Below are 14,973 nucleotides of genomic sequence, written 5' to 3'. Positions count from 1 at the left end.
GGCCTATTCCTCATAGGGTTGGCGGAATTTTTACATACGCTATGATGTGGCCTCTTCATCAAGCAAGGTGTTCAGATGACGCTAGATCCTGTTGTGCTGTTTTTTGTGTTGGGCTTGCTGGCGGCGCTGGCCAAGTCTGATCTCAAACTCCCCCCTGCACTATACGAGACCTTGTCGGTGTTCTTGCTGATCGCCATCGGCCTGAAGGGCGGGGTGGCTTTATCCAAGCTCACTGGCAGCGCAGTGCTGTGGCAAGTGGTGGCCGTGATCTTGCTGGGCGCCGGTTTGACCTTGGTCGCTTTTGCCGTATTGCGCTGGCGCCTGGGGCGGGCGGATGCGGCGGCTACGGCAGCGCATTATGGCTCGGTCAGTGTGGTGACGTTTGCCGTCGCCAGTGCGTATCTGGCGCGCCAGGGGGTAGAGGCCGAGCCGCAACTGACGGTGTTTCTGGCGGTGATGGAAATGCCTGCCCTGGTGGTGGGGGTGTTGCTGGCCCGCATGGGTGGCGACAAGCGGGTGAACTGGGGCCGCCTGGCGCACGAGGTGTTTCTGGGCAAGAGTATGGTACTGCTGATGGGCGGCCTGCTGATCGGCTGGCTGGCCGGTGCCGACGGTATCAAGAGCCTGTCGCCGCTCTATATCGATCTGTTCAAGCCGGTGTTGTCGCTGTTTTTGCTGGAGATGGGTTTGCTCACCGCAGGCAAACTGGCGGGCCTACGTGCCCAGGGGCTGTTTGTGGTGGCCGTGGCCATACTGATGCCGCTCGTGTTTGCCGCCCTGGGGCTGGCCACCGCGCTAGCCATGGGCTTGTCGGTAGGCGGCGCCATGCTGCTGGCTACCCTGTGTGCCTCGTCGTCCTACATTGCGGCCCCCGCCGCCATGCGTATTGCCGTGCCGGAGGCTAACCCGGCTATTTCCCTGGCTGCCAGCCTGGGGGTAACGTTCCCGTTCAATCTGTTGCTGGGTATTCCACTGTACCTGTGGCTGGCGCAGCAGGTTTACGCCTGAAAGGAAGCTCGATGCCATTTCATACCAAGAAGCTGCTGACGATTGTGACCGAGTCCGTGCTGGAGGCGCGGCTGGTCAAAGATATCCAGCGCCTGGGTGCACACGGCTATACCGTGGTGGATGCCCGTGGCGGTGGCGCGCACGGGGTGCAGGGCGGGGCGTGGAGTTTCGACCGCAATATCCGGATTGATGTGGTATGTGATACCGAGGTAGCCAAGGCGATTGCTTTGCGTTGCGAGCAAGCCTATCTGCCTGATTACGGCTTGATCCTGTATGTTTCGGATGTAGGGGTGCTACGCGCAGACAAATTCTAGCGCGTGCCTGCCAGCAATCAGGGGGAAACATGACGCAAGCCTTTCGTATAACCGCCAGTGACGAGGCCGATATCTACGGCTGCCGCTGGCTACCTGTCGGCGAACCGCGCGCCGTGGTGGTGATCAGCCATGGCATGAGCGAGTACGGTGGTCGCTATCAGGCGCTGGCGCAGAAGCTGGTACTGGCGGGGTACGCTGTTTATGCGCACGATCACCGCGGCCACGGCCGCCATGCGCCGTTGCCGGGCTGGTTTGCCGCGCAGGGGGGCTGGCAGCGTGTGGTGGACGACCTGCGCGAGGTAGTGGATTACGCACGCCAGCAGCACGAGCGGCCGGTGGTGTTGTACGGGCACAGCATGGGTAGCTTTGTTGCACGTGCCTTTATCCTGCGCTACGGCCAGCGTCTGGCCGGCATGGTGCTGTCTGCTACCGGCTACCGTCAGCGGTATCTGTCGCGTGTGATGCGCGGTGTCGCGCGGCTGGTCGCCAGGCTGGGGGGCGCCAGCAAGCCCAGTACATTCATGACGTCGCTGGTGTTTGGCAGCTTCAACCTGGGTTTTTTACCCGCTCGCACCCGGCTGGACTGGCTAAGCCGCGATGCGGCTCAGGTAGACGCCTATATTGCCGACCCGCTATGCGGCCAACATCCCACCCCACAGCTTTGGATAGACCTGTTTGGCGGCATTATCGAGCTGGAACTGGGTGAGGCGGACGGCCGCGCTCTGCCCAGAACCTGCCCGGTGTGGCTACAGGCGGGGAGCCGTGACCCGGTGAGCCTGGGCAAGTTTGGCCTGGGCCAGCTGGCCAGCCGCTACCGCGCTGCCGGCATGCAGGACGTGAGCGTGACTGTCTACCCGGGTGGCCGGCACGAGATGCATAACGAAACCAATCGCGCTCAGCTGGAAGCTGATTTGCTGGCCTGGCTGAACCGTATTACGGCCTGAGCCGTTGTGCCAATGAAAAAAGCACCGCCATACCCGGCGGTGCTTTTTTCTATGGGATACGCGGTTTATTCAGCCTTTCGGCACGATTTGCTGCACGCTGCCATCCAGCGCCATCAAGTAGGTTTCTACGGCCAACTGCGGATATTTGGCCAGAATCTGTTTACGCAGCGTCATCAGGGTTTCGGCGTGGGTCTGGGTTTCTTTGTCGGGAATCTTGCCAAAATCTTCGCCCAATACCACTTTGTAAGCACCACAGTCGCGGTGGTCCAGCACCATCACCTTATGGATATGGTGCAGGCTGATCGCCACGTCCAGATGCTCCCAGAACGCCTGGTTCCAGGCCGGGAATTTACTGGTGACCGCCCCCAGCGCCGCGCCGGCCAGCACGATATGGTCGTACTTGTTTTTCATGCCGAGCCCCGCCATGAAGGCTTCGGTCTCATCTACCAGGCGGTAGTCCATGCACGATAGCAGCAGGGCATCGGTGCCACCGGCAGCGTAAGCGGTTTGGGGCAGAAAGCTGCCTAGCAGGGCTGCACCACCACCCAGTGCGGCAAGTTGTACAAACTGGCGCCGGCCAGGGTTGGCCGCAGCATCGTGCTGCGCGTGAGTAGAACACTGGCACATCATTTTCTCCCTGAATTGATAGATAACCTTGGTGCATTCTAGGTCATTTCATAAGCAATGTTGTATGTCTAGCGGGTAGGTGGCGGGCAGAATTGACAGCTTACTAACTAGTAAGTATCTTCGCTTGCATGCTGCAAGCCCTATAACGAAGACAGCACCGCGGCGGCCAACCTTGCCGCCGGACCAACCAACACGAGGATGAACATCATGACGGCTTACCCGCACCTGCTGGCACCGCTGGACCTGGGCTTTACCACGCTGAAAAACCGCGTGCTGATGGGTTCCATGCATACCGGTCTGGAAGAAGCGCCGCAAGGCTTTGAGAAAATGGCGGCCTTTTATGCCGAGCGCGCGCGCGGCGGGGTTGGCCTGATTGTTACCGGTGGGGTGGGCCCCAATGAGGAAGGCCGCGTGGCTGAAGGCGCCTCCATGCTGGCAGATGCTGCCGAAGTACCGCACCACCGTATCGTCACCGACGCCGTACACGCTGCCGGCGGCAAGATCGCGATGCAGATCCTGCACACCGGCCGTTACAGCTTCCAGGAGAACCTGGTATCGGCGTCGCCCATTTGTGCGCCGATCAACTTTTACCGCCCGCGTGAAATGTCCGAAGACGACATCCAGCGCACCATTGCCGACTTTGCCCGCTGCGCCAAGCTGGCGCAGGACGCGGGCTACGATGGGGTCGAGGTGATGGGTTCGGAAGGCTATCTGCTGAACCAGTTTATTGCCCAGCATACCAACAAGCGAACCGATGGTTGGGGTGGCAGCTTCGAAAACCGCATCCGCTTCCCGCTGGCGGTACTGCGCGCGGTGCGCGAAGCGGTGGGCCGCGAATTCATCATCATCTACCGCTTGTCCATGCTGGACCTGGTCAATAACGGCAGCACCTGGGAAGAAGTGGAACAGTTGGCCGCAGAGGTGGAAAAAGCCGGCGCCAACATTATCAATACCGGTATCGGCTGGCACGAAGCGCGCGTGCCGACCATTGCCACCAGCGTACCGCGCGGTGGTTTTGCCTGGGTGACCAAGCGCCTGATGGGCAAAGTGGGCATCCCGCTGATTACCACCAACCGCATCAATACCCCGGATGTCGCCGAAGACATTTTGTCCAGCGGCTGTGCCGACATGGTGTCGATGGCGCGCCCGTTCCTGGCTGACCCGGAGTTCGTGATCAAGGCCGAACAAGGCCGTGCCGACGAGATCAATACCTGTATCGGCTGCAACCAGGCCTGCCTGGACCACATCTTCCAGGGCAAGCTCACCAGCTGCCTGGTGAACCCGCGTGCCTGCCGCGAAACCGAACTGAATTACGTGAAAACCGACACGCCTAAGAAGCTGGCCGTAGTGGGTGCCGGCCCGGCAGGCCTGGCGTTTGCCACCATCGCCGCCGAGCGCGGCCATCAGGTGACTTTGTTCGATGCCGGTAGCGAGATTGGCGGCCAGTTCAACGTAGCGAAAAAAGTACCTGGCAAAGAAGAGTTCTACGAAACGCTGCGCTACTTTGCCCGTCGCATCGAGATTACCGGTGTCACGCTGCAACTGGATACCCGCGTAGCGGCAGCCGACCTGGCCGGGTTTGACGAGGTGGTACTGGCCACCGGTATCGCCCCGCGCAAGCCGCCTATCGAGGGGATCGACCACCCGAAAGTACTTAGCTACCTGGACGTGCTCAAATACGGCAAGCCGGTTGGCCGCAGTGTTGCAGTGATTGGCGCCGGCGGCATCGGTTTTGACGTGTCCGAGTACCTGACGCACGAAGGCAAATCGCCATCGCTGGATACGGCAGCCTTCATGAAAGAATGGGGGGTAGACATGGCCGTTGCCACCGCAGGCGGCCTGGCGGCTAGCGGCCCGCAGCCACACCCCAGCCCGCGCCAGGTTTACCTGCTGCAGCGCAAGAGCAGCAAGGTGGGCGAGGGCCTGGGCAAGACCACCGGCTGGATCCACCGCGCCAGCCTGCAGATGAAAAACGTCACCATGATCCCCGGGGTGACCTACGACAAGATCGACGATGCCGGCCTGCACGTGACCATCAAGGGCGAGCCGCAGGTATTGGCGGTGGACAATGTGGTGATTTGTGCCGGGCAAGACCCGCTGCGTGAACTGCAGCAGCCTTTGCTGGATGCCGGCAAGCCAGTCCACTTGATTGGTGGCGCCGATGTGGCCGCCGAGCTGGATGCCAAGCGCGCAATCGATCAGGGCGCCAGGTTGGCCGCATGCATCTGATTTACTGAACAATCGCGCGGCAAGGCGCCGCGTCATTGTCTGATGAACTTCATTCTATGAAGTGCTAAAGACTGCCAGTGTGCCTGGCAGTCTTTTTTTATTTGCCTGTTATATTCTTTTGGCATTTAAAAATATTTGATTGCGGCATTTTTGCCATAAAAGAAGCAATTACCGATAGAATTTAGCCAAATCAAAAATTCATATTTATTGAAATGCTAGATTGCGTGGGTGTGTTGACGGTACATTGTTAAGCATCAGCCGCTTGACTTTAAAGTCAGGCCTGAGGTGTTTGCTGTCTGCGCGACGAGTGAATCGCCACAATAACGATAAAGGAATGCCGGGATGGCCAGAAAATTCCTGCTGTTTTGCCTGACTGCCTGCTGCCTGACTCCGCTGGCACAGGCCGCTGATATGCTGGTGCTGGGGGTGGTGCCGTACTTGTCGGCACGCAAGCTGGCCGAGCTGTACGAACCCATGCGCGCCCAATTGCAAACTGCCACGGGCGTACCGGTGGTTATCGAGTCTGCCCCGGATTATCAAAGCTACCTGGAGCGTACCGGGCAAGGCCGTTACGACGTGATTGCCACGTCGCCGTACTTTGGCCGCCTGGCCCAGCTGGAGCAGGGCTACGAGCCACTAGCCCGCCCGCAAACCAATCTGGAGCCCTTGCTGGTGACCCGTAAAGACGGGGTCAATACGCTAGAGGCATTGCGGGGCAAGGTGGTGTCTACCAGTGACAAACTGGCCAATCTCACCTTGGCCGCACAGCGTTACCTTATCCAGAATGGCCTGACGCCAGGCAAAGACGTCACTATCCGCCCAGCAGGCAGCCATGCCAACTCGGTACAAGCCCTGCTGAACGGCGAATCCGCCGCCGCGATCATTTCCGTTACCGCTTTACGTCAGCTGCACCCCGGCACCACGGTGCGGGTGCGCGTGATGAAGCGCCTGCCGCAGACCATCCCTTTGCTGTATCTGGCGCACAAACGGCTGGGTACTAGCCGCATAGATAGCCTGCGCAGCCAGTTGTTCCAGTTCGCCAACAATACGGATGAAGGAAAGGCGTTCAGTAAAGAGCTGGGGCATGGTGGCCTGAAAGACATTTCCGCCGCCGACATGAAGGCGCTGGACCCATATGTGCAGGACTTGAAGGTGATGCTGAAATAATGGCCATCGACCTGCGTCCGCGTTCGTTGACCTGGATCATCATTCCAGCCTTGTTCGTGGTACAGCTGCTGTTGTTCGGCATTATTGCCTGGCAAAGCGTACACATGATGCGCGAGATGGCGGTAGAGCAGACGCGTGTGCGGCTGGGTAGCCTGCAGGTCGAGCTGCGCGCCGCGCTGGTTGCCCCCATGCTGGAACGCGATTACAGCACGCTGCAGGAAATTACCGACGAGCTGACCCGCTCCGGCGATCTGGCCTATCTGGTGGTACGCGACAGTGCAGGCAAGATCATGGCGCGCAGTGGTATCCAGACACAGCAGTTTGCGCAGGATAGCGATATTGCCGGCAATGGTGACCCACTGTTTGATACCCGTTTCTCCCTGACCCAGGGTGATGTGCAGCTAGGCCTACGCGTTGCCGAGGCGCGGCAGATTTTTCTGAGTTTTATCCAGCGCACTGCGCCGATGGTCGTGGTGGCGGGCCTGTTGGCAACGATCTGGATGGTGCTGGTTACCGTATGGATTGTGCGGCGGCTGAAGCGTTTGACCCAGGCTGCGGAAGCCTTGGGCCATGGCACCCTGTCGGTGCGTGCACCGGAAGATGGTGTGGACGAAGTTGGTCGCCTGGGTTTGGCGTTTAACCGCATGGCGGCGGCAGTACAGTCGGCAGATGAAAAGTGGGCCAAAAGCCAGCGCTTCACCGATATGCTGCTATTGGCCATGCCCATGCCGGTATTTTACAAGGATGCCCACGGCCGCTATATGGGCTGTAATGATGCGTTTGCCCGCGTGACCGGCCTGAGCCGCCGCGATATTCGTGGCAAGGTCGCTGCCGAGCTGTGGCCGGCCGAGCTGGCCGCATTGCATATGCGCCACGATGAGGCGCTGAATGCCGGCCTGGGCCATCAAGAGTATGCAGGCTTGCTGACCGACCAGCATGGCCAGCAGCGCCATGTGATTTTTTCCAAAGATGTGTTCTACGACGAGCAGGGCGAGATTGCCGGCATTATCGGTGCCTGGAACGATATTTCGGACCTGCGGCGCGCCGAAGGCCGCTTGCAGCTGCTCGCCGGCGTGTTCAAGCATTCACGCGAAGGTATTGTCATTGCCGACGCCAGTGGCCGAGTCGTCGATGTCAACCGCGCCCTGTGCGAAATCAGCGGTTTCGAGCGCGATGAAGTGGTAGGTCAGATGCCCAGCCATTTCTACTCCGGCCGTCATGATGAAGACTTTTACCAAGCCATCCGCCTGACGCTGAGCCAGAAAGGCCACTGGCAGGGTGAAGTCTGGAACCGCCGCAAGGATGGCAGCCTCTACCCGGTACTGCTTTCGATATCCGTGATTTACGACCAGCAAGGCCAGGTACGCCACTATATCGCGGTGTTTGCCGATATCACGGTGATGAAAGAGCAGGAAGCCCGGCTGGACCGTATGGCACACCACGACCCGCTCACCCAGCTACCCAACCGTGTCTTGCTGGGCGACCGCATGCGGGTAGCCATTGCCCAGGCTAGCCGCAGTGGCCAGTGGCTGGCGATCTGCTTTATGGATCTGGATGGCTTCAAACGCGTGAACGACCGCTATGGCCACGACGTGGGCGACCAGCTGCTGATCCAGATTGCCGACCGCTTGCAGCTTGCCATGCACGGTGGCGATACCGTGGCGCGCTTGGGTGGCGACGAGTTCGCGCTGTTGCTGTCGGGGCTGCCCGATATCGAAGCGTGCCACCAGAGCCTGCACCATATTCTGGAAACCGTGGCTGCACCGTGCGATATCGGTGACATACAGGTGCAAGTATCCGCCAGCATCGGTGTCACGCTGTACCCGCAGGACGAGCAGGATGCCGATACCCTGCTGCGCCACGCCGACCAGGCTATGTACAAGGCCAAAGACCTGGGGCGCAATGGCTACCAGATTTTTGACGCCGAGCACGACCGCCAGAGCCGTAGCCGCTTGCAAAGCCTGCAAAGGCTGGAGCAGGCGCTGGTGCAGGGCGAGCTGCAGCTGTACTACCAGCCCAAGGTCAATATGCGTGATGGCCAGATTGTGGGCATGGAAGCCTTGATGCGCTGGCACCATCCGCAGCGTGGCGTTTTGCCGCCGGGGGCCTTTTTGCCCGAGGTGGAAGACAGCCACCTGGATATCCGCCTTGGCGAGTGGGTGATTGATACGGCGCTGCAGCAGATGGCACAGTGGCGGGGTGAAGGGCGTGTTCTGTCTGTCAGCGTGAATATTTCTGCCCACCACCTGCAGCAGTCGGACTTTGCCGCCCGGCTTGCCAGCCTGCTGGATGCCCACCCGGATGTCCCGCGCGGCATGCTGGAAATCGAGGTGCTGGAAAGCACGGCGCTATCGGATGTGGAACACGTTGGCCGCTTGATGCAAACCTGCCAGGCACTGGGGGTGCGCTTCTCTCTGGATGATTTCGGTACTGGCTACTCATCCTTGCTGTACCTGAAGCGCCTGCCAGCGGACAAGCTGAAAATTGACCAGTCCTTCATCCGTGGCATGCACGAAAGCAGCGACGATCTGGCTATTGTGCAGGGTATTATCGGCCTGTCCGAAGCCTTCAGCCGCGAGCTGGTAGCCGAGGGGGTGGAAACCGTGGAGCACGGCAGCTTGCTGTTGCACCTGGGGTGCGATATTGCGCAGGGGTATGGCGTAGCCAAGCCGATGCCGGCGGCAGATGTGGTGGCCTGGTGCCGCCACTGGCACAGCCCGCCGCAGTGGCAGGGCGCGCGCAAGCGCTGGTCGCAGGAAGACATCTTCCTGTTCGGCCTCGAACTGAACTTGCGCAGCTCGCTGTCGCGCCTGCTGGCGCTGGCGCAAGATGAGGAGACGCAGGGGGAGTGGGACGATGCGGTCAGCGAACGATTCCTGCGCTGGTATGGTACCGACGGCCTGATGCGTTACGGTGGCCATGCCAGCTTTGCCCAGCTAGGCCAGCTGCAGTCGTCGCTGGCCCTGCATTGCCAGCAGCTGTGGCAGGCGCACCAGCTGGGCGATGACGAAGCTATCCAGCAGCACATTCCGCTTATTCTTACCCTGCGGCAGCAGCACGAGCAGGCAGTGCACAGCTTGTTATCCGGTATGCCGCAGCTGCACGAAAGCAGCCTGAGCCTGTCGCTATAGCCCGGCCAGCGCTTTCACGAGTGTTTTTTCATCCAGAATGCCCAGCAGCTGTTTAACCGGTTTGCCCTGCGCATTCAGTACCACGGTATAGGGCAGGCCGCCACTCTTGTTGCCCAGTTCGCGCATGACAGCAATGCCGTCGCCATCACTCATCAGGATGGGGTACGTTACCGCCGTCTGTTTCAGGAACGCCTGAACCTGATCGGGCTGATCCAGTGCAATACCGACAGTCTTGATGCCTTTGGCCGCCAGCTTTACCGATAGCGTCGATAGCATGGGCATTTCCTGGCGGCAGGGCGCGCACCAGGTCGCCCAGAAATTCACTACGGTCAGCCGCCCCTGAAACGGAGCAAAGGCGGCGGCCTGGCCGCTCACCAGTGTCAGCCTGGCTTTATCCAGTGGCCCGGCAGCCAGTACGGGCAAGCTGGCGCCCAGTGCAAGCAACAGCAAGCCGTGGCGTAACAGCGTGGTGAATTTGAGCATTTTTATTCCATTTTGATAGTAAAAAGTTGTTAGATATCTGCAAGTTGGCCGCAGTTCGCCGCTGCCTTTAAACAAACGTTCATGATAAACTCGCCGATTACTTTTTTGTTTGCGCGCGAGTCATGTCTATTCTCGTTTGCGGGGCGCTGGCCTACGACACCCTGTTCAATTTCGAAGATCGCTTCGATAACCATATCCTGCCCGATCAGCTGCACAAGATCTCCACCACCTTCAAGGTGCCCACCATGCGCCGCGAGTTTGGCGGCCCGGCTGGCAATATTGCCTACAGCCTGTGCCTGCTGGGTGAGAAGCCGCTGGTCATGGGGGCAGTAGGCGAGGACTTCGAGCCTTACCGCCAGCACCTGAAACGCGCGGGGGTCGATGACCGCTTTATCCGTACCATTCGCGGGCAGTATACGTCGCAATGCTTCGGCATTGCCGACAAGGACGGCAACCAGCTGATGGCCTTCCACCCCGGCTCCATGGACCACGCTACGGTAAACCATATTGCCGACGTGAAAGACCCGGTGAAGGTGGCTATTGTGTCGCCTGGTGGCCACGCAGCCTTTCTGCAGCATACGCGCGAGCTGCATGCGGCCGGTATCCCGTTCATTTTCGACCCGGGCCAGGAGCTGCCGCTGCTGTCGCGCGACGAGCTGAACGAAATTGTGGAGCTGGCGACCTACGTTGCCATCAACGACTACGAAAGCGAGCTGATGCGCGAGCGCGCCGGCTTGCCGGTAGAAGTGCTGAAAGACAAGGTGAAAGCGCTGATCGTCACCCGCGGCTCCAAAGGTGCCGAGATTTATGTGGATGACACCATCCACCTGATTCCGCGCGTGCAGATGCCGATCAAGCCGGTAGACCCGATGGGCTGTGGCGACGCCTTCCGCGCCGGCCTGCTGTACGGCATCAAGCACGGCTACGACTGGAAAATTACCGGCCGGCTGGCCAATGTGCTGGGTGCCATCAAGGTGACGAGCCACGGCCCGCAGAACCATTTCTTTGACTGGGACAAACTCAAGTCACTGTATATGCAGGCTTACGGCGACCCGTGGCCGCTGTAAGCAGAAAACCGGGTGTTTTACACACTGTTCAATAAGGCACGCTACGGCGTGCTTTATGCTTTCATGCTGTAGTCTGCTCGCGCCATGTACGATAGTCTGCTTTAAAATCAAAGGCTTGTGCGTAAGTCGGCGATGCCTGGCCTGCGCGTGCGGCTCAGCACGGCAAGATTTCATTTTGTAGCAAAGCGTCACAAAGTGATAACGGGGTTGAATAAGCAGCGCAGCGGCCCCACCATGCACCCATTACCGCTTTCCCCGCAGAAAGGGCACCATGACCGTACCGCATTTGACCACCGCTCTGACCGGCCCTTTGTTGGAGCTGGAAAGCCGCATCCTGACGGCCCAGCCGCATATCGAGCACTGGTTCCGCAGCCAGTGGCACAACCACGCTGCGCCGTTCTATGGCTCGGTAGACCTGCGCAATAGCGGTTTCAAACTGGCACCGGTCGACATGAACCTGTACCCGGGTGGCCATAACAACCTGAACCCCGATTTTCTGCCCTTGGCTGTGCAGGCGGCACAAAGCGCGGTAGACCGCGTGTGCCCCAAAGCCAAGAGCATTTTGCTGATTCCGGAAAACCACACCCGCAATACCTTCTATCTGCAGAACGTGGCCGCGCTGGTGCATATTTTCGAGCAAGCCGGCCTGAAGGTGCGCCTGGGTACGCTGAACCCGGAAATCACCGAGCCTACCGCGCTGACTGCGGCCAACGGTGCCGTGGTGACGGTCGAGCCGCTGCAACGCCGTGGTAACCGCGTGGTGCTGGCCGACGGTTTCAGCCCGTGTATCGTGCTGCTGAATAACGATTTGTCTGCCGGCCTGCCCGACGTACTGGCAGGCATCGAACAGAACCTGATGCCGCCTTTGCACGCTGGCTGGGCTGTACGTCGCAAAACCAACCACTTTGCCGCTTACGACCAGGTCGCCAATGATTTTGCCCAGCTGATCTCCATCGACCCCTGGCTGATCAACCCGTACTTCAGCGCGGCAGGCGGGCTGGATTTCCACACTCGTCAGGGTGAGGATGCGCTGGCCGAGCACGTGGCGCAGATGCTGGACAAGATCCGCATCAAATACCGCGAATACGGCATTACCCACGACCCTTATGTCATCGTAAAAGCCGACGCCGGTACCTACGGCATGGGCGTGATGAGCGTGAAATCACCGGAAGAGGTGGTGGGCCTGAACCGCAAGGCACGCAACAAGATGTCGGTGGTAAAAGAAGGCCTGGAAGTGAGCGAGGTGATCGTGCAGGAAGGCGTGCACACCTTCGAATCCATCAACGATGCCGTGGCCGAGCCGGTGGTGTACATGATGGATCGCTACGTGGTGGGCGGCTTCTACCGCGTGCACACCGGGCGTGGTGTGGATGAAAACCTGAACGCCCCCGGCATGCACTTTGTGCCGCTGTCGTTTGAAACGGCCTGCCTGCCAGACCATAAAGTCGGCCCCGATGCCCCGCCAAACCGCTTCTACGCTTACGGCGTGGTAGCCCGCCTGGCGCTGCTGGCGGCCTCGCGCGAACTGGAAGCCACCGACCCCGACGCCGAGTAAGCACCCGCTGCGGCCAACCTGGAAGCCAATACATGCAAATACTGTTTATTGCCGACCCGCTGGAAAGCTTCAAGATCCACAAGGACACTACCTACGCCATGATGGAAGAAGCGCATGCGCGCAACCACGCCATCTGGTTTTGCGAGGCGGGTGAGCTGTATGTCGAGGGTGGCCGTATCCTGACCGAAGCCCGCCCGGTAACGTTTACCGGCCAGGGGGGCAAAGAATGGTTCAAGAAGGGCAATAGCCAGCGCCTGCCGCTACAAGGTTTCAGCGCGGTGGTAATGCGTAAAGACCCGCCGTTTGACCTGGAGTATCTGTACGCCACGCAGCTGCTGACCCTGGCCGAGGCAGAAGGCGCGCGCGTCTTCAACAAAGGCCAGGCGCTACGCGACTTTAACGAGAAGCTGGCGATCCTGAATTTCCCCGAGCAGACAGCGCCGACCATGGTGACCTCGCGCCCGGACCGGCTCAAGCGCTTTGTGCGCCAGCACCAGGACGCCATTCTCAAGCCGCTGGACGGCATGGGCGGTAGCGGTATTTTTCGCGTGACGCCGGACGACCCTAACCTGAACGTGATTATTGAGACCGTCAGCTGCCAAGGCACGCAAACCGTGATGGCGCAGCGCTATATCCCCGAGATCCGCGAGGGCGACAAGCGCGTGTTGGTGATTGACGGCGTGCCGGTGGACTACTGCCTGGCGCGTATCCCGCAGGGCGGCGAGACACGCGGCAACCTGGCAGCCGGTGGCCGTGGCGAAGCCCGCCCGCTGACCGAACGCGACCGCGAGATTGCGGCTGCGCTGGCCCCCGAGCTCAAACGCCGCGGTATCCTGCTGGCGGGCCTGGACGTGATTGGCAACTACCTGACCGAGGTCAATGTCACCAGCCCGACATGTTTCCGCGAGATCATGGATCAGGCGGGCATTAACGTGGCGGCATTGTTCATCGATGCGCTGGAGCGTGCCTCCGGCCACACAGCCTGATGCGTCTACGTAACTGGCTACGGGCGGCTTCGGCCGCCTTTGTCGTTTCTGCGCTGGCCGCCTGCAGCGTACAGCCGGAGCCGCTGCAGCAAGAAAGCTTCGTGTTTGGCACCCGTGTCGCGCTGACCGTCTACGATGCCGATCGTGGCAAGGCGCAGGCAGCCATAGCGCAGGTGTTGGGGGATCTGGACCAGCTGCACCAGCGGCTGCACGCCTGGCAGCCGGCAGGGGAGGTTTATGCGGCTAACCAGGCCATCGCTGCCGGCGAACCCTTTCGCGCGTCGGCCGAGCTGGCCGAGCTCATTACGCTAGGCCAGCAGCTGGAACAACAAAGCGATGGTTTGTTCTCGCCGGCAATTGGCGCCATGGTGGCGGCCTGGGGCTTTCATGCCGAGCAGTACGCCGCGCGTTTGCCTGCTGCGCAGGTGTTGTCCGATCTGGCCGCCGCGCAGCCACGCATGGCCGACTTGCTGCGCCAGCCGGACGGCCGCTGGCTTAGCCGTAATCCGGCCGTGCAGCTGGATTTTGGCGGTATGGCAAAAGGCTGGGCGCTAGACCGCAGCCGGGCGCGCTTGCTTAAGGCAGGCATCAGCTCGGCGTTGTTAAATATCGGTGGCAATATTATCGCGCTGGGTAGCAAACCCGGTGGCGAGCCGTGGCAGGTAGGCGTGCGTCACCCGCGCCAGGCCGACGCCATGGCGACGCTGGCGCTGGCCGATGGCGAGGCTGTCGGTACCTCGGGTGACTATCAGCGTTTTTTTGCGCTGAACGGCCGGCGTTATTGCCACCTGATCGACCCGCGCGACGCACAAAGCCGCTGTCACGTACAATCCGTGTCCGTGTTCAGCCGCCCTGGGCCGCACGCCGGCTTGCTATCCGACGTGGCGTCCAAGCCGCTGTACTTTGCCGGGGCACAAGCGGCAGCTGGCTACGCCCGCCGTTTTGGCCTGGCAGGCTGGCTGTTGATCGATTCACGCGGCGAGGCCTGGCTGCCGCCAGCGCTGGATAAACGGCTGCAGTGGCCGCTGCGGCCAACCCGACTTCACCTCACAGGAACACCATGAGTTCGCATCAGGAAAGCCCGTTCAAGGGTAAAACCGGCGTAAAACGCCTGATCAATGCCTTTGGCTACTCGCTGGACGGCTTGCGTGCGGCCTACCGTCACGAAGATGCCTTCCGGCAGCTAACCCTGCTGGCCATCGTACTGGTGCCACTGGCGCTGTTTGTGGTGCCTGCCACGCCCTTGGCGCGGGCGCTGCTGGTCGCCAGCTCGCTGGCTACGCTCATCATCGAGCTGTTCAATTCGGCTATTGAGGCGGCGGTGGATCACACCTCGCTGGAACGACACCCGCTGGCCAAGCGGGCCAAGGATATGGGCAGCGCGGCCCAGTTGCTGGGCCTGATCAATCTGGGCCTGGTGTGGGGGCTGGTGTTGTTTGGCTGATTGGCAGCCCGATCAGTG

At 60.5% G+C, this 14,973-nt stretch carries 13 protein-coding genes; 11 read left to right on the top strand and 2 right to left on the bottom strand.

Annotated features, from left to right (window positions below; genetic code table 11):
* Nucleotides 1-75 precede the first annotated feature (75 nt).
* The 3 genes from LCH97_RS10410 to LCH97_RS10400 are packed head-to-tail and all read left to right on the top strand — an operon-like array spanning nucleotide 76 to nucleotide 2,266.
* Nucleotides 76-1,008 (top strand): sodium-dependent bicarbonate transport family permease, encoded by a 933-nt coding sequence (locus LCH97_RS10410; RefSeq protein WP_227301658.1) that lies wholly within the window; start codon nucleotides 76-78, stop codon nucleotides 1,006-1,008.
* Nucleotides 1,009-1,019: 11 nt separating this feature from the next.
* Nucleotides 1,020-1,322, top strand: coding sequence for a hypothetical protein (locus LCH97_RS10405; protein WP_017507313.1), 303 nt, complete (start codon nucleotides 1,020-1,022; stop codon nucleotides 1,320-1,322).
* A gap of 29 nt (nucleotides 1,323-1,351) precedes the next feature.
* Entirely contained in the window at nucleotides 1,352-2,266 is a 915-nt protein-coding gene (locus tag LCH97_RS10400; RefSeq protein ID WP_227301657.1) for an alpha/beta hydrolase, read from the top strand.
* Nucleotides 2,267-2,335: 69 nt separating this feature from the next.
* Here the strand turns inward: LCH97_RS10400 and LCH97_RS10395 are convergent, their stop codons facing one another.
* Nucleotides 2,336-2,893 carry a carbonic anhydrase gene (locus LCH97_RS10395; protein ID WP_227301656.1) on the bottom strand — a complete coding sequence of 186 codons (558 nt, stop codon included), beginning with the start codon at nucleotides 2,891-2,893 and terminating at the stop codon, nucleotides 2,336-2,338.
* Between the two features lie 207 nt (nucleotides 2,894-3,100).
* Between LCH97_RS10395 and LCH97_RS10390 the strand changes: the two genes are divergently transcribed.
* The 3 genes from LCH97_RS10390 to LCH97_RS10380 all read left to right on the top strand — a co-directional run bounded on the left by LCH97_RS10390 (nucleotide 3,101) and on the right by LCH97_RS10380 (nucleotide 9,420).
* The gene (locus LCH97_RS10390) at nucleotides 3,101-5,122 is read left to right on the top strand and encodes an NADPH-dependent 2,4-dienoyl-CoA reductase (RefSeq protein ID WP_227301655.1); all 2,022 of its coding nucleotides are present in this window, start codon (nucleotides 3,101-3,103) and stop codon (nucleotides 5,120-5,122) included.
* Between the two features lie 342 nt (nucleotides 5,123-5,464).
* Nucleotides 5,465-6,289 carry a phosphate/phosphite/phosphonate ABC transporter substrate-binding protein gene (locus LCH97_RS10385; protein ID WP_227301654.1) on the top strand — a complete coding sequence of 275 codons (825 nt, stop codon included), beginning with the start codon at nucleotides 5,465-5,467 and terminating at the stop codon, nucleotides 6,287-6,289.
* Nucleotides 6,289-9,420: an EAL domain-containing protein gene (locus LCH97_RS10380; RefSeq protein WP_227301653.1), complete on the top strand. Its 3,132-nt coding sequence runs from the start codon at nucleotides 6,289-6,291 to the stop codon at nucleotides 9,418-9,420. Before LCH97_RS10385 ends, LCH97_RS10380 begins: the two co-directional genes overlap by 1 nt.
* Here LCH97_RS10380 and LCH97_RS10375 read toward each other — a convergent pair.
* On the bottom strand, nucleotides 9,415-9,903 hold the full coding sequence (locus LCH97_RS10375) for a TlpA disulfide reductase family protein (RefSeq protein WP_227301652.1): 489 nt from the start codon (nucleotides 9,901-9,903) through the stop codon (nucleotides 9,415-9,417). The two genes, LCH97_RS10380 and LCH97_RS10375, sit on opposite strands and share 6 nt — an antisense overlap.
* A 122-nt stretch (nucleotides 9,904-10,025) precedes the next feature.
* On the opposite strand from LCH97_RS10375, the gene LCH97_RS10370 reads away from it, so the two are divergent.
* The 5 genes from LCH97_RS10370 (at nucleotide 10,026) to LCH97_RS10350 (ending at nucleotide 14,955) form a co-directional block, all read left to right on the top strand.
* Nucleotides 10,026-10,970 (top strand): carbohydrate kinase family protein, encoded by a 945-nt coding sequence (locus tag LCH97_RS10370; protein ID WP_227301651.1) that lies wholly within the window; start codon nucleotides 10,026-10,028, stop codon nucleotides 10,968-10,970.
* A 271-nt stretch (nucleotides 10,971-11,241) separates the two neighbouring features.
* On the top strand, nucleotides 11,242-12,525 hold the full coding sequence (gene gshA, locus LCH97_RS10365) for a glutamate--cysteine ligase (RefSeq protein WP_227301650.1): 1,284 nt from the start codon (nucleotides 11,242-11,244) through the stop codon (nucleotides 12,523-12,525).
* A 32-nt stretch (nucleotides 12,526-12,557) separates the two neighbouring features.
* A complete protein-coding gene (gshB, locus tag LCH97_RS10360) occupies nucleotides 12,558-13,511 on the top strand; it encodes a glutathione synthase (protein WP_227301649.1) in 954 nt (317 codons plus the stop codon).
* Entirely contained in the window at nucleotides 13,511-14,575 is a 1,065-nt protein-coding gene (locus LCH97_RS10355) for an FAD:protein FMN transferase (protein ID WP_227301648.1), read from the top strand. The genes gshB and LCH97_RS10355 overlap by 1 nt, the downstream gene beginning before the upstream one ends.
* Entirely contained in the window at nucleotides 14,572-14,955 is a 384-nt protein-coding gene (locus LCH97_RS10350) for a diacylglycerol kinase (protein ID WP_227301647.1), read from the top strand. Before LCH97_RS10355 ends, LCH97_RS10350 begins: the two co-directional genes overlap by 4 nt.
* The last annotated feature ends 18 nt before the right edge of the window (nucleotides 14,956-14,973 follow it).

This window comes from Vogesella sp. XCS3 (genome assembly GCF_020616155.1).
Classification (GTDB): domain Bacteria; phylum Pseudomonadota; class Gammaproteobacteria; order Burkholderiales; family Chromobacteriaceae; genus Vogesella.
This window is presented reverse-complemented; position numbering and strand designations above follow the sequence as displayed.